Annotated in this window: 22 protein-coding genes; 7 read left to right on the forward strand and 15 right to left on the reverse strand. The window is 62.2% G+C overall.

Annotated features, from left to right (window positions below):
• Together WC729_RS08350 and WC729_RS08355 are read left to right on the forward strand one after the other, a co-directional pair.
• Nucleotides 1-474, forward strand: coding sequence for a hypothetical protein (locus tag WC729_RS08350; RefSeq protein ID WP_372851528.1), 474 nt, complete (start codon nucleotides 1-3; stop codon nucleotides 472-474).
• Nucleotides 467-679: a helix-turn-helix transcriptional regulator gene (locus WC729_RS08355; protein WP_372851530.1), complete on the forward strand. Its 213-nt coding sequence runs from the start codon at nucleotides 467-469 to the stop codon at nucleotides 677-679. Before WC729_RS08350 ends, WC729_RS08355 begins: the two co-directional genes overlap by 8 nt.
• 24 nt (nucleotides 680-703) lie before the next feature.
• Here WC729_RS08355 and WC729_RS08360 read toward each other — a convergent pair whose 3' ends face one another.
• From WC729_RS08360 to WC729_RS08410, 11 genes are all read right to left on the reverse strand, one after another.
• Nucleotides 704-1,144, reverse strand: coding sequence for a hypothetical protein (locus WC729_RS08360; protein WP_372851532.1), 441 nt, complete (start codon nucleotides 1,142-1,144; stop codon nucleotides 704-706).
• Between the two features lie 130 nt (nucleotides 1,145-1,274).
• Entirely contained in the window at nucleotides 1,275-1,556 is a 282-nt protein-coding gene (locus WC729_RS08365) for a DUF427 domain-containing protein (RefSeq protein WP_372851534.1), read from the reverse strand.
• Between the two features lie 15 nt (nucleotides 1,557-1,571).
• Complete coding sequence (locus WC729_RS08370; RefSeq protein WP_372851536.1) at nucleotides 1,572-1,922, reverse strand: ArsC family reductase; 351 nt, start codon at nucleotides 1,920-1,922, stop codon at nucleotides 1,572-1,574.
• 2 nt (nucleotides 1,923-1,924) lie between these two features.
• Entirely contained in the window at nucleotides 1,925-2,353 is a 429-nt protein-coding gene (locus tag WC729_RS08375) for a GNAT family acetyltransferase (RefSeq protein WP_372851538.1), read from the reverse strand.
• 293 nt (nucleotides 2,354-2,646) lie between these two features.
• Nucleotides 2,647-3,405 carry an SDR family oxidoreductase gene (locus WC729_RS08380; RefSeq protein WP_372851540.1) on the reverse strand — a complete coding sequence of 253 codons (759 nt, stop codon included), beginning with the start codon at nucleotides 3,403-3,405 and terminating at the stop codon, nucleotides 2,647-2,649.
• Between the two features lie 283 nt (nucleotides 3,406-3,688).
• Entirely contained in the window at nucleotides 3,689-4,105 is a 417-nt protein-coding gene (locus WC729_RS08385) for a GFA family protein (protein ID WP_372851542.1), read from the reverse strand.
• Between the two features lie 44 nt (nucleotides 4,106-4,149).
• Nucleotides 4,150-4,632 carry an SRPBCC domain-containing protein gene (locus WC729_RS08390; protein ID WP_372851544.1) on the reverse strand — a complete coding sequence of 161 codons (483 nt, stop codon included), beginning with the start codon at nucleotides 4,630-4,632 and terminating at the stop codon, nucleotides 4,150-4,152.
• Nucleotides 4,629-4,958, reverse strand: a complete 330-nt coding sequence (locus WC729_RS08395; protein ID WP_372851546.1) for an ArsR/SmtB family transcription factor — start codon at nucleotides 4,956-4,958, stop codon at nucleotides 4,629-4,631. Before WC729_RS08395 ends, WC729_RS08390 begins: the two co-directional genes overlap by 4 nt.
• 54 nt (nucleotides 4,959-5,012) lie before the next feature.
• Nucleotides 5,013-6,161: a serine hydrolase domain-containing protein gene (locus tag WC729_RS08400; RefSeq protein ID WP_372851548.1), complete on the reverse strand. Its 1,149-nt coding sequence runs from the start codon at nucleotides 6,159-6,161 to the stop codon at nucleotides 5,013-5,015.
• 106 nt (nucleotides 6,162-6,267) lie between these two features.
• Nucleotides 6,268-7,551: an amidohydrolase family protein gene (locus tag WC729_RS08405; RefSeq protein WP_372851550.1), complete on the reverse strand. Its 1,284-nt coding sequence runs from the start codon at nucleotides 7,549-7,551 to the stop codon at nucleotides 6,268-6,270.
• A gap of 67 nt (nucleotides 7,552-7,618) precedes the next feature.
• Nucleotides 7,619-8,626, reverse strand: a complete 1,008-nt coding sequence (locus tag WC729_RS08410; RefSeq protein WP_372851552.1) for a cytochrome c — start codon at nucleotides 8,624-8,626, stop codon at nucleotides 7,619-7,621.
• Between the two features lie 364 nt (nucleotides 8,627-8,990).
• On the opposite strand from WC729_RS08410, the gene WC729_RS08415 reads away from it, so the two are divergent.
• Nucleotides 8,991-9,506 carry a hypothetical protein gene (locus WC729_RS08415; protein ID WP_372851554.1) on the forward strand — a complete coding sequence of 172 codons (516 nt, stop codon included), beginning with the start codon at nucleotides 8,991-8,993 and terminating at the stop codon, nucleotides 9,504-9,506.
• Between the two features lie 475 nt (nucleotides 9,507-9,981).
• Nucleotides 9,982-11,466: an FAD-dependent oxidoreductase gene (locus tag WC729_RS08420; RefSeq protein WP_372851556.1), complete on the forward strand. Its 1,485-nt coding sequence runs from the start codon at nucleotides 9,982-9,984 to the stop codon at nucleotides 11,464-11,466.
• A gap of 102 nt (nucleotides 11,467-11,568) precedes the next feature.
• Here the strand turns inward: WC729_RS08420 and WC729_RS08425 are convergent, their stop codons facing one another.
• On the reverse strand, nucleotides 11,569-12,003 hold the full coding sequence (locus tag WC729_RS08425; RefSeq protein WP_372851558.1) for a YciI family protein: 435 nt from the start codon (nucleotides 12,001-12,003) through the stop codon (nucleotides 11,569-11,571).
• Between the two features lie 584 nt (nucleotides 12,004-12,587).
• On the opposite strand from WC729_RS08425, the gene WC729_RS08430 reads away from it, so the two are divergent.
• Nucleotides 12,588-13,583 (forward strand): sterol desaturase family protein, encoded by a 996-nt coding sequence (locus WC729_RS08430; protein WP_372851560.1) that lies wholly within the window; start codon nucleotides 12,588-12,590, stop codon nucleotides 13,581-13,583.
• A 156-nt stretch (nucleotides 13,584-13,739) separates the two neighbouring features.
• Complete coding sequence (locus tag WC729_RS08435; RefSeq protein WP_372851562.1) at nucleotides 13,740-14,375, forward strand: hypothetical protein; 636 nt, start codon at nucleotides 13,740-13,742, stop codon at nucleotides 14,373-14,375.
• 110 nt (nucleotides 14,376-14,485) lie between these two features.
• Here WC729_RS08435 and WC729_RS08440 read toward each other — a convergent pair whose 3' ends face one another.
• The 3 genes from WC729_RS08440 to WC729_RS08450 form a co-directional block, all read right to left on the reverse strand.
• A complete protein-coding gene (locus WC729_RS08440) occupies nucleotides 14,486-15,484 on the reverse strand; it encodes an MBL fold metallo-hydrolase (protein WP_372851564.1) in 999 nt (332 codons plus the stop codon).
• Nucleotides 15,485-15,613: 129 nt separating this feature from the next.
• Nucleotides 15,614-16,498 (reverse strand): sterol desaturase family protein, encoded by an 885-nt coding sequence (locus tag WC729_RS08445; protein ID WP_372851566.1) that lies wholly within the window; start codon nucleotides 16,496-16,498, stop codon nucleotides 15,614-15,616.
• Between the two features lie 119 nt (nucleotides 16,499-16,617).
• On the reverse strand, nucleotides 16,618-18,987 hold the full coding sequence (locus tag WC729_RS08450) for a TonB-dependent receptor (protein WP_372851568.1): 2,370 nt from the start codon (nucleotides 18,985-18,987) through the stop codon (nucleotides 16,618-16,620).
• Between the two features lie 830 nt (nucleotides 18,988-19,817).
• On the opposite strand from WC729_RS08450, the gene WC729_RS08455 reads away from it, so the two are divergent.
• On the forward strand, nucleotides 19,818-20,900 hold the full coding sequence (locus WC729_RS08455) for a putative urea ABC transporter substrate-binding protein (RefSeq protein WP_372851570.1): 1,083 nt from the start codon (nucleotides 19,818-19,820) through the stop codon (nucleotides 20,898-20,900).
• The last annotated feature ends 1 nt before the right edge of the window (nucleotide 20,901 follow it).

The raw sequence follows: 20,901 nt of genomic DNA on the forward strand, positions 1-20,901 counted from the left end.
ATGACCCAGTTCGCACCTCAGTCCGGCACCGCAGACGCCGGCACGCCCTTTCGCGAAAAGACCGCGTGGATCGCGGTGGTGGCGATGGTGGTGGCCTATGGCCCCTATTTCATCGCGGCGAGCATGGTTGAGCAACGGGGCGAGCCGCACGACACGCTCACCCTGGTCGCGCTGTTCGCCATCGCCACGGCGATACGATTATTGATTCTCGCTGTCGGGACGATCGTGATCAGGGCCCGATCTGGCGCCGACGCTCGCCTGCCGCCGGATGAGCGCGACCGGGCGATCGCCGCACGGTCAGCCGCGACCGCATATTATGCGTTGATGGCAGGCATGATCCTGGTCGGGATCATCATGCCGTTCGAAGCACAGGGCCAGGCGATCACCAACACCGCGCTGTTTGCGCTCGTGACCGCCGAGATCCTGCGCTACGGCGCCGCCATCTTCGCCTATCGCCGAGGCCGGCATGGCTAACACCCCGATCACGAACCAGATCCGCACCCTGCGCTTCATGGCGGGCGAGATGACTCAGGCCGATCTCGGTGCGCGGATCGGGATGACGCGACAGACGATTGCCGCGATCGAGGCGGGGAAATATTCTCCCTCGCTCGAGGCGGCGTTCCGGATCGCCCGAGTGTTCGGCAAGCCGCTCGACGATGTGTTCCAGTGGGAGGAGTGACCCTCCTCCCACCAGCATTGCCCCTCAGGGGCGCAGATATTCCCGCTTCTTCGCGAGCCCGGCGAACCAGACCGAGAAGATCCCGATGGCAATGATCAGGATCGGGAAGGGCAGCGTCGCGCCGGCACCCTTGTGCGCGATGACGTCGGTCGTCGCGAAGAGATAGCCGAACTGGATGACGGCCGCGACCAGCGAGACGATGAAGAGGATGCGTACCGCCCGCGAGCGGGTGAGCAGGCCGATCGCGCCGAGCAGGCCGGTGATCACCGCGAGCGCGAAGACATAATTGTACCAGGCAGGCATGCTTGCGTAGAGTTGGAGATCATATGCCGTTGCGGGACCCATCGCTTCGGCGCCGTGGATGAACTGCATGTAGCAGAAATAGCAGCCGATCGCGCTCCAGAGCGCCAGCACGCCGCCAACGACATAGTACCAAACAGGTGGCTGTTCGCCGTCCTCTGTCATGACCTTCTCCCCTCCATTGGTGAGAAGAAGGATGGTGCGCCTTCCGGGGCGAAATGGCAATATTTACAGCTGAATCGGACCTAATCCGACGAGATCTTCCAGCCCCTCCGTCATCTTCGGGCGACATGGCCTAATCGACCTGAACGCCCTTCCAGAAGGCGAAGCGGCCCTTGATTTCCGCCGCGGCAGGCAGGGGATCGGGGTAGAACCAGGCCGCGTCGGGATTGCGCTTTCCGTCCACCACGATCGATTTGTAGCTGGCCTCGCCTTTCCACGGGCAGTGCGTGTGCGAGTCGCTCGCCTCAAGCAGGGCCGCGTTCACGCTTTCGGGCGGGAAATAATGATTGCCCTCGACCACCACCGTATCGTCGGATTCAGCGATGACAGTCCCGTTCCAGCGTGCGGTCGGCATTCAATTTCTCCCGGATTATCCAAGCCCTGCCGCACTATAGATGTCGGGCTTGAAGCCGACCAGCAGCTTGCCGCCGCTATCGAGCACCGGCCGCTTGATCATCGAGGGATTGGCCAGCATCAGCGCGATCGCCTTGTCCTCGCCGATATCCGCCTTGTCGGCATCGGGCAGCGCGCGGAAGGTGGTGCCGGCGCGGTTGAGCAGCACTTCCCAGCCCACCTGCCCCGCCCAGCCGCGCAGGGTCGCCTCGTCGATGCCGGCCTTCTTGTAGTCGTGGAAGTCATAGGCCACGCCGTGCGCGTCGAGCCAGGTCCAGGCCTTCTTCATCGTGTCGCAATTCTTGATGCCATAGAGCGTGGCAGCCATTGTCAATCCTTCAGGAATTTGCCGAGCGTCACGACCTTTTGCGGTTCGAGCCCGAGCGCTTCGTAGAAACCGAGCGCGGCGTGATTGTCGTCGCGCACCATGAGCTGAATCTTGGGGGCACCGCGAGCGCGAAGCCAGGCCTCCGCCTCGGCCATCAGGATACGGCCGAGACCATGCCGGCGGTGATCGGGCGCGACCGCGAGATAATAGACCCAGCCGCGATGCCCGTCGAAACCGACCATGACCGAACCGGCAAGAGGCCCCTGCCCCATGATCAGGATCGTCGAGATCGGGCCGGCGAGTGCGCGGGTGAAATCGGCCAGCGGGTCATTCCATGGGCGGGTGAGGCCACAGGCTTCCCAGAGGGCGATGACTGCGGGCGCGTCGGCGGGGGTCGCTTCGCGGGGCGTGGGTTCGGACAGATCCGGCATCGCCGCGCTGTCGCCCAGCAGCGCGCGCGGCGCAAGGTTTCGTGAGGCAAGAACCAGATGCAACGATGAGAAAGAGGCGATGCGCGTGCGCCGCCAAGCCACGGGTCTATCGGGCTTTGCGGACGGTTTTAATCGGGAGCGCGTGTTGAGAATGTCAGTAGGGTTGCTGACATTTTCGCCATCTTGATCGTCCTATATTATACTTATTTATCAGTATCTTAATAGACAATCCGCGATGAGGGAAAGATTGTTTCGGTGACCGAGCAGCGCACATCGTCACCTTTGCGCCGGCGTTAGACCAGCCGCACGGAGATGCCCCCGTCGACCAGCATGGGGGATCCCGTCATGAAGCTGGAGCGGTCGGAGAGGAGAAACAAAGCGGCCTCGGCGATTTCACGGGCGTCCGCCATGCGTTTCATGGGGTGCAGCCTTGCGATGAATTCCAAGGTCGCGGGATCACCCTCACCGCCGCTCGGCGTGATCGTTCCGCCCGGCAGCAACGCATTCACGCGGACGCCATCCGCCGCGTGATCCGACGCCAGCGACTTCACAAAGCCAATCAGGCCCGCCTTGGATGCGGCATAGGCAGCAATGCCGGGCATGCCGCCATTGCTATGGCCGACGAAGGAAGACGTGAACACAATGGAGCCGCGCCCACGGGCCACCATCGCCGGTATCTGAGCCTTTGCGGCGAGGAACGCGCTGGTGAGGTTGGTCGCGATTACCTTGTTCCAATTGTCGATCGGCATCTTCGACACGGGGCACATATCCCCCACCACTCCGGCGTTGTTGAAAGCGCCATCAAGGGCCCCGAATTCGCTCCTCGCGAGATTCACGAGCGCGTCGGCATATCCCTCGTCGATCACATCCCCGCTGAGGATTGCCACATTGCCGCCTTGCCCGCGGATCCGCGATGCGATCGCTTCCAGTTCGGCGGAGCGACGAGCGCCAAGCACAAGATTTGCCTTGGCGTCGGAAAATAACAAGGCAGCCGCCGCGCCAATACCGCTGCTTGCGCCAGTAATAATGATCGTCTTGCCACGCAAATCCATCGAAATAACTCCCGGCTGTATAATGCCAGCGTACCGGGTTTGGACTTGGCGACATCCCGTGCCTTGCGATCAAACCCGTTCTATTCCAAAAAAAAGCGACGGGTGTTCGCGGCGGCAAGAGGCCGGCGGGCATATCGACGAGACAGGTATCAATCGCAGGCAGATCGACCGGCCCAATTATCCTTGGCGGGAACGTGGCTCGATGAGGACTGGCAACGGAGCTTGCCGGTGCGGCCAATCCGGGTGCCGCTTGCTTCACCCCTTACCGGTTTAGTCCTCTCCCCTACATCGGCGGCATCGTGGCGAATGCCGGCAGCGCCGGATCGAGGCGATCCCAGGCATGGCCGCGCACCGTATAGGTCACCGCCTGCGGGCGGTAGCGGCCGGGATCGTCGAGACTGGCGGCGTGGACGGTGAACAGATCGGGCATGGCCGAGAAGCCGAGATAGACCGGCGACCCGCAGGTCGGGCAGAAGCCGCGCGTCTTCACATTGCCGCTGTCGCCGACCATGTCCCAATGAGTCGCCTCGCCGTTCAGCGTCACATCGGCGCGCTGCGCGAAGGTGAGGTAGGAGCCATGGCCGGTGCCGCTCTTGTGCTGACAGTCGCGGCACTGGCAATCGTTCTGGAACATCGGTTCGGCGGCGATCGAGTAGCGGATCGCACCGCAAGCGCATCCGCCGGTATAGGGTTCGCTCATCTTCTTCCTTATTCAGCAGGAGGTGGTGGTCGGAATCGGGCCTTTTACGAATCCAGCTCGCCGGCCACCTTGGCCATGGCCGGCACGACCTTCTTCCAGCCCTGGCTCATATTGGAAAACGCGCTCTCGTTCTTCGGCAGATCGAAGCCCGAATGGACCATGCGAACCCGGGTGCCGCCCTCGGCCGGAGCGAGCGTCCAGGTGACGATCGTGTCGAGCGGCGATCCATAGCCCCTGTTGCCCTCGTGCCCGCCCTTCCAGGCGAAGGCGAGGTGCTGGTTCTCGACGACCTCAAGCACCTGGCAATGGATGACGCCGTCCCATTCGCCCGCCGGGGTAGTCTGGAAGGTGAAGCTGGTGCCCTCCACCGGCTCGAACCCGGTCGGCGCCATCAGCCAGCGGCCCATGACGGGGCCGTCGGTCAGCGTCTTCCAGATCGTCTCGGGCGCATGGGGGAAGACCTCGTCGACGACGATGTCGCTGGTTCCGGCCCGGGATTCCCGGGTCTTCTGGGCAAGCTGGTTCATGGGTCGATTTCCTTGAGCAGGGAGCGGAGGTCGGCGAAACGGTCGCGCCAGAAGACCCCATAATGGTCCATCCAGTCGACCAGGGGCGCGAGGCCGTCGGGCCGGGCGCGGTAATAGACGTTGCGGCCCTCGGGTCGCTCAGCGACGAGACCGGCCTGTTTGAGCGATTTGAGGTGTTGCGAGATGGCGCCCTGGGTGACGCCGCTGCCTTTGGTCAATTCGGCGACGGTGATCTCATCCGCGTTGAAGACGCGCTCGAAGATGCCGCGCCGCGTGGGATCGGCAAGGGTGCGCATGACGGCGGTGATGGCGGCGGCTTCGAGCATGCGCGAATCATTAGTCACCACTAATGCATTAGTCAATACTAATGCATCTTGCGCCTAACGCAGCGGGGCGCGGAGCGATTTAAGGACAGCGTTCGCTACGGCGGCGGCGGGCCCGTCTCCGGTCAGCGCGACCGCCACGATCGTTCGGTCGGCGGGTGACCAGGCCAGCATCGCACTGGCGCCAGGGGCGCCGCCGGCATGGCCGAGCCATATGTCAGTGCGCGCGCCGTCAGTGACGTCGAGGACCATCACGCCGAGCCCGTACCAGGTGCCGGGATCGAACATCGGATGGAGCTGGCCGAACATCTGGTTCATGGTCGCAGGGCGGAGCAGCCTGCCCCCAAGCAGAGCGCTCCAGAAGCGAACCATGTCCGCGGGATCGCCGGCGATCGGGCCACCCGCGCCGACCGTGGAGACATCAATGGGCGTGCCGCTCGACAATGCGGGCGGAACGACGTCCGGCGTTGGCTGGCCGGCGCGCAAGGCGACGATCGAGGTGAGGCCGAGCGGCTTTGCTATGCGCGCCGCGATCGCCTCGGGCAGCGGACGACGATCGACCGCCTCGACGATCATCGCGAGCAGATCATAGCCGCTGTTCGAATAGCGCCAGTTCGAGCCCGGACAGAACATCGCACCATGGCGGCGGAGGATCGCCAGCGTTTCCGCGGGCGGCAGGTAATGCGGCTTGGCGCGGATGCGCAGATCCTCATTGGCGCTGAACACGCCGCTGGTATGGGCAAGCAGGTCGCGCACGGTGACGGCGTCACCGTTCGGCACGCCCTTGATCCAGCGCGAGGCTGAGTCGTCGAGCGAGAGTTTGCCTTCCTCGGCGAGTTGGAGGACGACGACCGCGACGAAGGTCTTGCCGGCACTGGCCCACCAGAGGCGCTTTCCCGCGGGTGCCTCGATGCGGGACCAGAGTCCCTCCCCTGTCCGGCCGACTGCGATGCCGAGCGCCTGAGCCCTGGCAGCGCTGCGCATGGTGTCGAAGAGGCTGTCGAGCTGAGCGGCCGTGGCGGACGGCAGCGCGGTTTCCGGGATGGCGCCTTCCAACACTGGCGTCACTGGCGCATGGAGTGGGCGGCCTTGCCAGAGCTGGTGTGCAGTGCAGGCGACGGGCTTGTAATCCTCGGCCAGCGCGGGGCTCGCCGTGACGATCGTTGCCGCCAGGGCGCCCGCACGCCACCCGATTGAACGCGCCATAAAGCCACCCCTGTCGATTCGATCCAGCCGCAGGGTAGCGAGGCGCTTCTGAACGATGCCGAAACGAGCGGGGGGAAGAGATGGCGCCTGTGCGCGTTGATCGACCTCAGCGAACGAGCTTGCCGCCTTTCATGACGTGATCGACCTTTTCGAGCACACCGATATCGGCGACGGGATCGCCCGTCACCGCGATCAGATCGGCATAATGGCCGGGGGAGACCGCACCGACATCGGCGGATTTGCCCATCAGCGCGGCAGCGCTGGTGGTGGCGGACTGGATCGCCTGCATCGGCGTCATGCCGTAGCGGATCATGTACCGGAATTGCCGCGCGTTCAGGCCGTGCGGATAGACGCCGGCATCGGTGCCGTATGCGATCTTCACGCCGGCACGAACGGCCTTGCGGAAACCGTCGCGCTGCGCGTCAGTGGTTTCGGTGTTCTTGCGCAAGATCTCGGCGGGCCAGCCGTCGCGCTTGCCGACCTGATCGATATAGTCGCCATCATAGATGTCCATCACCAGCCAGACGCCCTTCGCCCTGGCCAGCGCAATGCCTTCGTCGTCGATCAGCGAGGCATGCTCGATCGAGCGCACGCCGGCGCGGATCGCCAGCTTGATGCCCTCGGCACCGTGCGCATGCGCGGTGGCGTAGCTGCCGTTGCGGACGGCTTCGGCGACGGCGGCGCGCATCTCCTCCTCGGTCAGCTCGGGCGCACCGGGCTCGGTACCGGCGGCAAGCACGGCACCGGTCGCGATCAGCTTCAGGAAATCGGCGCCGCCCTGGAACAGGCGGCGCGCCTTGACCGTCATGTCCGCCGGCCCCGTGACCACGCCCATGCGCATGATCGCGGGGACCTCCACATCGGGCGCCATGCCGGTGACTTCGCCGCCGCCACCGGGGACGGTGAGATAGGCGCCGGCGACGCTCATCCGCGGGCCCTCGACCATCCCGGTATCGATCGCATTGCGCAGCGACACATCGCCGAACGCACGGAAGGTGCCGACGTCGCGGACGCTGGTGAAGCCGGCAGCGAGCGTATCGCGGGCGTGCTTCGCACCGAGCAGCGCAATGTCGGCGCCCGAATGGAGCAGCGGCTCGGCGACATTGGCCGATTGTTCGGTGTCGGCGAGATGGGTGTGTATGTCGATGAGGCCGGGCAGTACCGTGTATCCGCTCCAGTCGGTCAGCGCCGCGCCCGGCGGCGGCGGCGCCCAGGGCGTCACGGCAGTCACGCGGCCGTCGTCGATGCGGATCAGGCGGTCGGGAAGGACCACACCCTTTTCGGTATCGACCAGCTTTCCGGCGCGGACATAGAGCGTTTCCGCCAACACGGGTGACGATGCCGCTATCACGGCCGCCAGCCCGAGGACGCGCACAACCAGCCTGGACATCATTCCCTCCTGCTCTTCACCGCTTGTTGTTCCCGCTTGTTGGACGGTCGTCAAACAGGAAATGGGATCAGGGTTTCGCCGGCTTTGGCTTCAGCGAGGCGAGATAGGCAGCGAGGTTCAGCATGTCGGCCTGACTCATCGGTGCGACGACAGGCTTCATCGGTTCCGCCGAAGGGCCGGAACGCGCGCCGGAACGGAAATCATAGAGCTGGCGGACGACATAGCTGGGCGACTTGCCAGCCAGCGAAGGGATCGCGTCAGTGCCGCCGAGATCGTCGCCGTGACAGGCGGCGCAGGCCGGGATGCCCCTGGTGTCGTCGCCATTTGCGAGCGCTTTGCCCCGGGCGATGCTGCCGGGCGGCACATAAGCGAGGATCGGGACATGGGCGTCGCGTTGCTCGAAGCGTTCGAGGTCGGCGGGCGTCTCGACGATGCGGTCGCCGAGCGGTTCAGTGCCGCCGTCGGGCACCGGGGTGAGCAGCCAGCCTTTGGCGACGGTGCGCGGGACGGTCGGGGTCTCGATGACCGAGAGGTGCGATCGCAGCGGCAGCCTTGCGAAATAGGCGGCGGCACTCCGGACTTCCCCATCCGTCGTCACCTTGCCGATTTCCGCCATCCAATCAGTGGGAAGACGATGCGGGACCGACGATGTGCGCGCGCCGCTTTTGAAGTCGGCCATCTGCTGGACGATGTAGGATTCGGGCAGGCCGGCAAGCGGGGCGTTCTCCGGACGGCCGTCGCCGCTCGGCAGGTGGCAGAAGCCGCAGGCGCGTACGCCTGGCGCTCGGCCATGCACGACCACATCGGGCATCGCCGGATGATCCCCCGGGTACCAGTCTGGCACGGCGAACAGGTTGCGCAGTTCCTTGCGGGCGAAGGAGACTGTGCTGTCGGGCACGCGCAGCTTTTCGTCGGCGTCCTGCGGCGGCTGCGCGGCACCGGGAACATTGCCGGGATAGGCCCAGACGGGTGGCCCAGCATCCACCGGCGCATCGGCGCGGGCGACGGCCGCCGCGAGGACGCACGCGACCAGGGCAAAAGGAAGCGAGGCGCTGCGACGACTTTCGATCTGCATTGAAGCCCCCTGCTCCCGGATGGCCCGGCGTAAGGCAATCGGGATCGGGCGGCAATCAGTGCCGCACCAGCAATTCGCCACAACGGTGCGCCTTGCTCTCGACGAACTGTCCACGACGGAGCCGAGTCGAAATGTACTAATACGGACAATCCAATAGATCAGTCATTCAATAACTTAAGTGATGAATGTCGATTCCTTACAATTTTATCCATCCGGATTCGGATGTATAATCATCAATGATGATCAATAGTTACGGATTATATTTGCAATCTAGAATCTGTGGGAGCAGCATTATCGACCTATTGCGAGCCCGTGCCGTTTGACGGCCTCTTGCCGGCGGCACTCACCAGCGTTGGAGGGATTCATGCCCGAGAAACCAGGCGCCGCCGAACGTCAGGCAACCCCGCTGCCATGGCCCAAGGAGCCACCGCCCGGCTGGCCGCCCGAAGCGCCCTGGCCGCCCATCTTCGCCGCTGGCCAGAAGAAATGCATCGAAGCGTGCATGGCGACAGGCGTTCCATTGCACCTCTGCGCAATCGCTTGCGCGATCCTCGACGGGGTGGACCCGTTCGCCAAGCCTCCAGCGGCTGCCGGCGCCCCACCTGGCCCGCGCCCCGCGCCGACGGTGGGCGACGGAGTCGCGCGCGCCATCCAGGCGATCGACGACGAGATCATCCTGGAGTTGAAGCAGGTGGCGCAGCACCGCACCAATGCCGTCCTCGAGCTTCAGAATGCCGCCAGCAACCGCCAGCAGGGCAATGACCAGGTGGCGGACGCCCTGACGCGCAGCGCCGAGGCGCAGATGGCCCGGGCGCATGAGATCGAGATCGAGATCAGGGGCAAGGAACGGGCAAAGGCACGCGTGCAGGGCGTGAGATAGGGGTACCGGGTCGGAATCCTTCAGGCCCGGTCGCTCCGCGTATCGAACGGCGAGCGCCAGACTTTACCCGCAGCCGCCTCCGGCGGCGCCGGATGTCGCCAGAACGGGACTATCTCCAGGGGGCACGCAAGGCGGCAAGACCGCGACACGCGCCCAATCTCTATGACAAGCCGATTGGCAGGCAAGAGTCCGACAGCAAGGCTGCTCGGCTGCACACCCACTTGCGCGTCACCGTTTAAACTATTCACGAAGTACTCAGTAAAAATACAGAAGCCGTCGAAGCATGAGCATGATACAACCAAATCTCGATGTTTTTATTATCTTGTCACACCAGGAAATTAAGTCCCAACATTAAGTCTTTTCCGCTGATTATCATAATCAACGTGATTCTAGAGTTATTACCGAAGCGATCGCCTGACTCTTGACTAAATTTAGAGGCGCGTTCTAGCTCAGAAACAACTTTGGGAGGGATTCGATGATCAGAAATGGCAAAGATATCGCCAGCGGTTCTGTGGTTTCCACTCAGATATGCATCATCGGCTCCGGCCCCGCCGGTATCACCGCGGCGTGGTATCTGCAAAAGGCTGGCCTGAACGTCACCCTGATCGAGGGAAGCCGCGATTTTCGCTCAGCTGGCGACTATCGTGCGAGCTGGCCCGACAAGGTCTTCCTCTACAACGGGACGTCGGATGGCCTGTTCGCGACCAACGAGCCCGAGTTCCTGCTTCAGCCCTATTACGGACCGGGCAACAGCGCCTGGGAACGCGAGCGTATCTTCGGCGGCACCTCTTCTCACTGGGGCGGCCAATCCCGCCCGCTCGACCCGATCACCTTCGAAGAGCGGCCCGGTTTTCCCGGATGGCCGATCAGCCGCGCCGACCTGGACCCCTATTATGCGAAGGCCGCCGCTTTCTGCGCGCTCCATAGTGACGATTTCAGCGCCGAATATTGGGCGGAAGTCCTGGGAGCCGAGGTCCCCCATCTTTCCGGCTTCGACACCGAGATGTACCAGTTCATGGGTTCCAGCTATCTGAATTTCGCGACCCGGACGTTCGATGGAATCACGATCGGCGAGAGCGCAGTCGATGTGATCCTCAACGCCAGCCTGCTCGATATCGATCATACGCAAGGTAGTGTGCAAACCTTGCGAGTGGCCAGCATGGACGATCAATCGCCCCCGCAAAAGGCGACCGAGTTCACCATCAAGGCCGACGTTTTCGTGCTGGCATGCGGCGCGGTCGCGAACGCCCGCCAGCTCCTGCTTTCGAACGCGGGGAACGAGCACGACCAAGTCGGCCGCTATTTCATGTGCCACCCGCTCTCCGCCAGTGGCGTCGTCTCGATCACGGGAAATTATCTTACCGACGGCGAAACCAGGCTGATGAACGGCGAAACGCTCGCCGGAGCCCGGCAGGGTGACGGGTGGAAGGACAAGAATGGCGTAACGGTCACGGGCAGATTTTCCCCCAATGCCGATCAGCAAAGGGCGTGGGGCATCGGCAGTTGCTGGTTCTGGGCCGGCGGTGGCCAATATTATTTCGAGATGGCGCCAAATCCCGACAGCCGGGTCACGCTTGCCGACACGCTCGATCCGGTCTTCGGCCAGCAACAGACCCGGATCACATGGGAGCTCGGCCCAAGGGACGAGGCGACCTACACCAAGTCGACCGAGCTGTTCAAAACCGCCGTCAACGCCCTGAACGGCGACGTGTACTTCCCCTCCTGGGGAAGCGTGAAGGACCAGCTGATCGTCAACGGGCACCATATCGGAACGACGCGCATGTCGGCCGATCCCACCCAGGGCGTGGTCGATGCGAATCTCAAGGTGCACGCGCTCGACAATCTCTACGTCGCCGGGTCCTCGGTCTTTGCGTCGACCGGGATCTCCAACCCGACCTTCACGATCATCACGCTCTCGATCCGGCTGGCCGAGCATCTGTGCGGGGTGTTGGGGAAATAGCGCAGGCATGCGGCGCAGCCCGTGCCGGCTCCGCGGCAAGATCGATAGTCCGCACCACACGGGCCAGGCACGCGATGCGCCTGGCCCGCTTCAGCGGCAGTATCAGGCGACGCCGAGCTTCCCGCGCTCTCCATCACGCGGCGTCGCGAGTTCCTCCGGCGTGATGAACTCGGCCAGATCCGCCGCCTCGTAGAACGGCCGAATCTCGATCACGCTCCGGCCCTGCATGGCATTGGGGCTGCGCTTCGCCCATGCCACGGCCTCGTCCATGTCCTTGACCTCCCAGATCGAGAAGCCGGCGACGATCTCGCGGCTCTCGGCGAACGGTCCGTCGATGACCGTGCGGCCGGGGCCCTCGCTGACGATGCGCTTGCCCTCGGCGGTGGGCTTCAGGCCGGCACCGGCCACCATCACGCCGGCACTGACCAGTTCTTCGGTGAACCGGTCCATCGCCTCCCACGCCTCGAGTGCCTCGGGCGTGGGGGCAAGGCCCGCTTCGCTGTCCTCGGTGGCTATCGCAAACACCATAACCCGCATCGTCTGTCTCCTTGTTCGAGCCCGCCCCTTTGGCGTCTCATCGGGACGACGAACGAGATTGTCGGGAATCGACGCGGTCCTGCAATTTTTTTCGACGCTGGAAGCGCGCCGCTCGACGCGAGTGCACGCCCGCCGTTTATATCCTCATTCCCACTCAATTGTTCACATTACAGGCAACAATCTGATATTAAATGATATTTATTAAAATTACGACGTAATCCCGACTGGGAAGCCGTCAAAAACTACGCTTTTTGATTTACAAGGAAAAAGCGGGAAGAAGATATTTTTCAGATTCCGGAGACGTTCGGCATCGATCGCCCGAAAATACCTCTGATACACCGAAGGGCCGTGGATTTGACCGTCGGACGCTGGCACCGCTTCTATAGAAACGGTTCGCCTGCCTAGCTCGACGTCTCGCCACCCAAACACGACGGCATAGACAGTATCTATGAGATACATACTTTAACGGCATCTGGCGTGATGGATGCGTTCTCACGATGCTGAACCTATTGCGGACATCATCCTCGTCCCTTGGCGGGCCGGACAAAACCGCGAGATAGGACAAGCATTGCGAGAGCACGCATATGGACGGAGTTCGCGTAGGTAAAAGGCTGATAGGCACCCAGTCGCCGGTCACCGTGGGGTGGGAAAACATACCCCGGGTGGAAGGCGGCCCGGTGAAGCAGTTCGTCTTCACCTGGTTCCAGCCCGTAGCGTTGTTCGCGCTGATCGCGTTCTGGTATTACGCGCCCAATTCCATTGCAAAGGCATCGACCGCCGTTGGCATCGGCATCGGCTTCAAGGTGCTGCTGCTGGCGCTTGAGTGGGTCAATCCACGCTACGAGAGCTGGCGCCTGACCTGGAAGGAGGCGGCCACCGACCTGTTCTATGTCGGGCTCACCTATACGCTTATCCGCATGGTCGACGGCTATATCGGCAGCGACGCCGTGATCGAAGCCGTCCAGCACAATTTCAACTGGGAGAAGCTGGCATGGTTCACCGGCTTGCCGCTGCTGGTGCAGGCCTTGCTGATCGCGTTGATCGTCGATTTTGGGCAATATTGGATGCATCGCGGGATGCATAACTGGGAGCCGCTATGGCTGCCCCATTCGGTGCATCACTACATCACCCAGTTGAACATCAACAAGGGTGCGGTCGGCAACCCCGTCGAACTTTTCCTGATCGGTCTTGCGCTGGACGGATTCTTTGACTTCCTGCCAAGGGCAGCCCTTCTCGCCGGCGCATTGGGCCTGGCAATCGGGACCTATCAGCACATCAATGTTCGCTTCAACACGCCGCGCTGGTGGCGCTTCCTGTTCAACACCACCGAGCATCACAGCCTGCACCATTCGCAGGACTATGAAGCCACCCGCTGCAATTATTCCGGCACCTTTATCTTCATCGACCGCCTGTTCGGTACCTGCATCGACGGCGAGGCGGAACTGCTGGGCATGGAAGGCGGGCGCCGCATGTCGATCCGCGAGCAGATGACCTATCCCTTCACCGAGGGCTGGAAGTCGATCCAGGCACGATTTGGCAGGGAAGGATCTGGCCAACCGGAGGCGGTGCCGGCCGAGTGACGGAACTGCTCTGCCCGCACACCCTTCCGCTACTCATTCGTGCTGCCCAGGCCCGGGCCGCCATCAGCGGCTTCCTGAGCCTTGCCGCTTGAGGCCCGCCACCTGAGCTTTCCCGCCCTGGGCCGGCATCGAAAAGCCATCTCAACAGGAGATCATGTGAACCGGCGCTTCATCGACTGGATCTGGCACATCAGGGGCAGCCTGGAACTCGCCCCCGGGCAATCGGGCGATGAAGCCTTTGGCAGGCTCGATACCCTGTTCCGCCAGGCCGGCACCAGCCACGATCGGACAAGGGACACGCTGACTTTCCGCAAGAAGGACCAGGCGGCCCAGGACAAGATGTCCATTTTCGATGGTGGCGTCCTGCAAATCGAAAAAGGCGCGGCCGGGCCCGTGCTGCGCTATCATCTGACCAGCCGGGCACTGCTGTTCTGCTTTCTGGCGCCGCTGCTGTTTCTGGGCTTCGCCCAGATCACCATAGCCCTTGGCAAGCTCAACAAACCGTCAACCGAAGCAGCGGGCAAATCCGGCAAGGCTTCGGACGCGTCGAAAAAGCCCGAAAAAAAGCAGGCGGCACTGCCGCAAAACCCGATAGACAAGGCCCTTGGCTCACCCGCACCCGAAAAGCCCAAAAAAGACGGCGCCGACAAGGCCGAAAAGGAAAAGAAGAAACACTCGCCCACGGCCGCCTATGTCTTTGCGGGGATCTTCGCCGCTCTCTATCTCATCGGACGAATCCTCGAGGCTTGGTTGGTCAAGAGGCTGTTCAAAAAGCGGTTGCTGGGCGCATAGCCCTGTTCAGGCCGCATCGTCGGCCCGACTGGTTACCCTGGCAAGGCGCTCGTCGGGGTTACGGAGTGGATCGAAACCGACGGATCATTGGGGTTACCCTCGGCCCCGGCTCATGGGCGCTGCCGGGGCGCAACGGACCGCGCCGGCGACAACTTCGATGAGAGAGCGGATAGGCGCCATGGCACCGGATAAATGATGAAATGGTCATGGACCTGCGAGCGTTCCGGGATATCGAGCGGCGCCCGCAAACCGATTTGCAGCTCACGGATACTCTCCACCGACAATTCGAGGCGATGCTCGTTCGGGTGCTCCGTCACGGCTTGAGGATAATCGCGCCCGGGAGTGCGTGACATCTCTATATGCGCTCCCAGCAGCGCACGAATACGGTGCGTGGCGGCAAAGGCAGCGACGCGATCGATGCTGGCGCGCTCTTCGGCCATGTGATTGACCGGCACGTACAGGCGACCGGGATAAAGGACGTCGCCAGACAGAAGAATCTTCAATCGGGGGTCGTAAATCATGATGTGGGCGATTTGGTGCCCTGGGGTCGGAATGATGCTGAGGGCGCGACCACCGAGATCGAACTGGCCAACCTCGTCCGGCCAGTTCCTGATGCCGAAGAAACCGGCCACATCCGCGGGCTTGAGCCCGACGACGACGGTATTCGGACGGTCTCTAAATGCGCTGTCGCCTGCGATATGGTCGCCGTGACTGTGGCTGTGCGCGACGACGAGCGGAATAGCATTGCGATGATGCGCGGCCAGCCAGTTTGCCACTAGGCGGTCGATGACCGGCCTTATGTTGCCGTCCTCCGCCCCGGTATCGACCAGCAGCGCCTTGTCCCGCCCGAAGATGAGGTAGAGGAAAGGCGCCTCGAAATTGGTCTTGACCGACTGCCGAATGACATAAGTGTCGCGGTCTAGCGACTGGACCTGCGCCTCCGGTTCGGAGCCGCCCGTGCCGTCGATCCACTTTTCGTGGAACAGCGCAGGAACCGGGGCGCTCCGCGCCATCACCTCCGGAGCGATCAGCACCCCATTGGCGAGCATCCCAGCCAAACAGACATTTGCCTTCCAACCCGATCGGGAAAATACCGCGCCCAGCCCCATTTGAGTCGTACTCCTCACGAAATATAAGCCACGTCCGCGCGACGGCTCGACCTGGCCTGTTGGCCACCCACCAGTGGGATCCGGAGCGGGCGTATTTGTGGCGAGCGCGGCACCAGCCTGGCCGATGGGCTAGCTGACCACCGACCTGGATTGGGCTTGTTTCTCTTTGATCCTCGCGATCAACGGCCGGGCAGGGAAGATGAACTGTTCCCAGATCGACAGTCTTTTGCGTTCGTCCTGGCCCACGATCGCCGATTCGCCGTCGCGATATGTGCCGAATATCCGATCGATCAAAATCAGCGAGTTGCCGTAGTTGCAGCGCGTATCTTCATAGCTCAAGGCAGTATGATGAAGGCTGTGATGCTGGATCGTCGTGAAAAAGAATGCGTACCATCGGGGTGGGTCAGACCGCACATTGGCGTGTGCGAACGTGGAAATCACAGTCAGGACGTTCAACGCGCAGAACACGGCAGCTTGTGGCAAATCAAACAGCGCGACCACACTGAGGCTGATCAGGAACAACTCAAGGGGGTTGCCCACTGCACCCTTCATTGCGTTCAACTGCGTGATATGGTGATGCGGCGCGTGCGTCGACCAAAAGAATGAATTATTGTGCATCAGCCTGTGCAACCAGTACTGGCCGAACTCGATAAGGAAAACCACCAAGGCAACCTGCACGAGAAACGGCATGTGCATGGCCCATTCGGTGGTAATGCCAAGAGAATGCTTGGCTGCCTTCAGCGGATCCTCGGCCAGCTTGGTCGAGGCCCACGCAATTACGGTATAGCTCAGGATCACATAGAAAAGATCCGTCGCAAATTCGCGCTTGTTCAGCCGCCAGCCGACATGCCGCTCGTGGATCCCCTCAAGCGCTTGCACGAACGCCGTTATGAGGGCGCCCGCCACGACGAGCGACCATGGGCTTGCGATCCAGGACGCGGGGCCGAACACCCAGAACAATATGACCATGGCGACCGTCGCCGGAGGTACGAGGTTGAAGAGCTTTTGCTTCATGCCATTCCTACCTTGATCAGGCCCTTGCCCAAGAGGGCACGCTCAAAATTTTGGATCGAACGGATATGTCCAGCAGCTATGCCAGGCCTGTCGCTGGCCTTTCAGGCCTGGCATTCGCATCAATAGTGGAAGCGGAAGTCGATACCCACCCGGCGCGGCGTCAGCACACCATAGGCATAATAGCGCTCGACCACGTCGGTCCGGACCTGATTGAATGAGCTGACGTCGTTCTCGACCGCGATGACCGCATATTTGTCGAAGATGTTGTCCGCGAAGACGCTGACATCGACCAGTTTCGAACGATAGGTGATCGAGGCGCGGTGCGTGGTATAGTCCGGGATGATCTCGCCGTTGCCCGCAAGGCCAATGCGCGAATAAATGTCTCCCGTATAGGTTGCGGTCCAGTTGAACTCCAGGTCACGATCGTCGGCCAGCGGGTGGGTATAGGTGATCCCGGCACTGCCCGAGTGCTTGGTCGATCCGGGCAGGCGACCACCGTTCGGGGCGTCATATTGGACACCCTGGCTGACGACCACGCCCGGCGCGGTCTCGGTCAGGTGCGCGTCGGTGTAGGAATAGGTGCCTTGCACCAGGAGCCGCGGCGTGACCTTGAACTGGCCGGTGAACTCCACACCCTGCGATACGGCCTTGCCCCCGTTCACGGTAATGCCCACGGCGCCGTTCACCGTCTGGCTCGCGACCTGGATGTCGCTCCAATCGACGTGGAAGCCGTCCAGGCTGAACTGAAGGCGCTTGTCGAACAGCGAGGCGCGGACACCGATTTCCAGGTTGCGCGTCTTGTCCGGCCCATAGGCTAGCTCGCTGGGAAGCGCGCAGACGTTCTGGCCCGGCGGCAACGGCAGGATACAAGGCGCGACGCGGTTCACATTGCCGGTGCGATAGCCGGTGCTGTAGGTGAAATAGGCCAGAAGGTCGTTGCTGAACTTGTAGGACGTGTTCGCCTTCCAGACGACGCCGTCATCGCCGGTGCTGCCCGACTTGATACGACTCGGCGCGAACTGGATCAGCGGATAGGGCGTACGGGTAAGACCGCCACCGAACAGCGGCGTGTCGGTGCCTCCGGTCGCGAACGCATCATATTTGAAATAGCGGATGCCGCCGGTCACCTGCCACGCATCGGTGATATGGAAGGTGCCCTCGCCATAGGCCGCCTTCTCCTTGGTGCGTGTATTGACGAAAGAGATATATTCGAGATCGTCCGGTCGGTTGACCCCGGCGAAGTTGGCGAAGCCGGGCGTGTGTTCCTGGTAGTTATTATAGTATCTCAAATTATTGTAGAACCCGCCGATGACCCAACTAAACGGACCGCCATGCGATGAGACCAGGCGAACCTCTTCGTTGAACTGGCGATAATAGGCGGTCGAGTCGTTGTAGGACGAGAAAGCGGGGAAAGCCTCGTAGCCATAATCGAGATCGAGCAGCAGGTCGGTATTGTCGCGGTGCGAGACGATCTTCTGGTTCGTGTAGGCGGTCGTGCTGACGAGCTGCGCGAAGCCGAAGAGATTGATGTTGAGCTCGGCCGCGTAGAGATCTGCCTTGCGGTCGGTGGGCTCGAGATAGCGCCACGGACCTTCATATTCACCGGTGCCCAGGACACCGGCACCATTGGCCTGGCGCCCTCCGGTCGCGGTCTGCTGATGCGCATAGGTCAGGTAGAGTTTGATGTCCGGATTGGCTTCCAGAAGGAGCTGGTTGCGCGTCGTGAAGGTCTGTTCGTAGTTCACGTCCTTCTTGCGGTAGAAGTTGGCCGCTTGCTGGGCCGCCGTGCCGAACGAGCCCCCCGCGCCGGTCGCGCTGCGGCCCGGCTGCGGGTCCGATATGCCCGGTTTCTGAAGCAGATAATTGTAATCGATAAAGCCGGGACTATCGAAATAGCCGGTAGCGGTGCGGAAGGCGATGTGGTCTGTCACAATCGGCACGTTGACCGCCACGTCGCCGTTGAAGCCGAAGCTCCCGCTATGCGACATGCCGAACAGGCGGCCATGCGCGTCGACCGACCAGTCGTCAGTGTCCGGACGATTGGGCATGTAGCGCACCGCACCCGCAAGCGTGCCGAGACCGTAAAGCGTGCCCTGCGGGCCCTGCAGCACTTCGACGCGGCTGATGTCGATCAACTTGAAGTCGTAATAAAGCGGGACTTCTCCGAGATATACCCCGACCGCGCTCTCGCGCTGCGAGCCGGTGACGCTCGTGTCGCTGGAGTTGATGCCACGCATGATGATCGTGCCGGTCGAAGCGGGCCCAGTGTCAACCACCGTCATGCCCGGCGTGAAGACGGCCAACGACCTGATATCATCGATGCGCTGTTTGGAGAGTTGCTCCGAGCTGACCGCGCTGATGTTGATCGGCGCGTCCTGCAGCGTCGTCTGGCGGCGGCTGCCGGTCACGACGATCTCATTGGGGTCGCCCTCGGCGCCGCTACCGGCGGGCGCATCCTGCGCGAACGCAGACGTGGTTCCGACGCCCATCAGCATGGTCGCGCAAAGCAATGTGTTGCGAATCAATGTCATAGTCACTTCGACCCCTTCGATAGAGCCCGTCGAAAAGTGACATCCCTCCCATTGGCGCTCTGGCTAAGCCGGCGCCTTTTCGGTCGATTTGCGTCCTGTCGTCTTCAATATTCCGCGGCCCCTGCCACTGCGTGCGACAGGTTTGCCGAGGCTCCGCGAATCCCCCAAAAACAGGTCGTGCATGCCTGGACGGTCGCATGACCAACCAAGCCGGCCCGCGCGCCGCGCATCGCCGACGACCGGCGGCAACTTGCCCATTAGTGCAGCATTGCAGACCAGCTTCCGATCCACGGAACCCCCACTTTCAGCCGGCGATGACGGCGTTGCCGAACCCTTTCCTCTCCGCCGCCTCACGGAGCAACCATGGAAAGGTATGGATATTACGGAATACGTCAAGCGTAATAATTTTGCAGTTGCTCAGTATGAAGTCTGGATGCGCTGCGCTGCACAAAACTGTCACATTTCAAACGACACCACCCGGTCGCCACTGGCGTTGCCGAATGCGCACCGCTCCCGATCCATCCGTCGAATCGCTGTCCCGCTCTCCGATTCCCGAATCATCGCAAAGCCGAGTCGCCCGGGATGGTGTTATCCGCGTAAATTGGCGGAGGTGATCTGAACGAGCGCCGCACCGGCATCTCGTACCCGTCCGGCTCGATGGGCCGGGAGCGGTCGTTACAACAGCTTGCTTCCATCGATAAGGTATTACCTATGCTGTAGTCCGTAATATTTTTAATGGACAAACCTCTCGATTGCAGAGATGCTGCAATGCGAAAGGGGATCGAATCATGATCAAGGGGTTTGGCAGGGTGAGCGGAGTGGCGCTGATGGCCGGAGCGCTTCTGGTCGCGTCGTGTTCCCAAGCGCCGGGCGGTAAATCCGAGCCGCGCCACGAGTTCAATATCGGGTGGTCGATCTACGCCGGCTGGATGCCCTGGCCCTATGCCCAACAGGCCGGCATCGTGAAGAAGTGGGAGGACAAATACGGGATCAAGATCCACATCGTTCAGGTGAACGACTATGTGGAGTCGGTGAACCAGTACACTGCCGGCAAGTTCGACGGCGTGACCGTCGCCAACATGGATGCCCTCACCATCCCCGCCGCGGGCGGCAAGGACACCAGCGCCATCATCGTCGGGGACTATTCGAACGGCAACGACGGTATCCTGCTCAAGGGCGCCGACCAGCTCAGTGCGATCAAGGGTAGGCAAGTCTATCTGGTCGAGTTGTCGGTTTCCCACTATTTGCTGGCGCGCGGACTGGAATCGGTCGGTATGAAGGCGACCGACGTCAAAACGGTGAACACGTCCGACGCCGACATCGTCGGCGCCTTCGGCAGTCCGGACGTCAAGGCGGCTGTCGCATGGAACCCGCAGCTTTCGGTGATGAAGGCAGAACCGGGCGTTAAGCAGGTCTTCAGTTCCGCCGACATTCCCGGTGAAATCCTCGACCTGCTGGTCGTAGATACAGCCACGCTCAAGGCCAATCCGAACCTTGGCAAGGCGCTCGCCGGGATCTGGTATGAGACGACGGCCCTGATGAAGCGTCAGGATGCCAAGGGCAAGGAAGCGCGCGCGGCCATGGCGAAGCTGTCCGGCACGAGTCCCGAGGCGTTCGACAGGCAGCTTGCGACGACCTACCTCTATTCCGACCCCAAGGCCGCCGTGGCGGCGACATCGGCTCCGTCACTCGTGAAAACCATGACGCTGGTGCGTGATTTCAGCTTTTCCAAGGGGCTGTTCAAAGGAGCGTCGTCTGCCGGTGCGGTCGGCATGGCTTTTCCGGGCGGAAAGACCCTTGGCGATCCCCAGCATGTGACGCTTCGATTCGACGAGAGCTTCATGAAGTTGGCGGCCGACGGGAAGCTCTGAT

It is taken from the genome of Sphingomonas sp. (genome assembly GCF_041661825.1).
In the GTDB taxonomy this organism is placed as follows: Bacteria; Pseudomonadota; Alphaproteobacteria; order Sphingomonadales; family Sphingomonadaceae; genus Sphingomonas.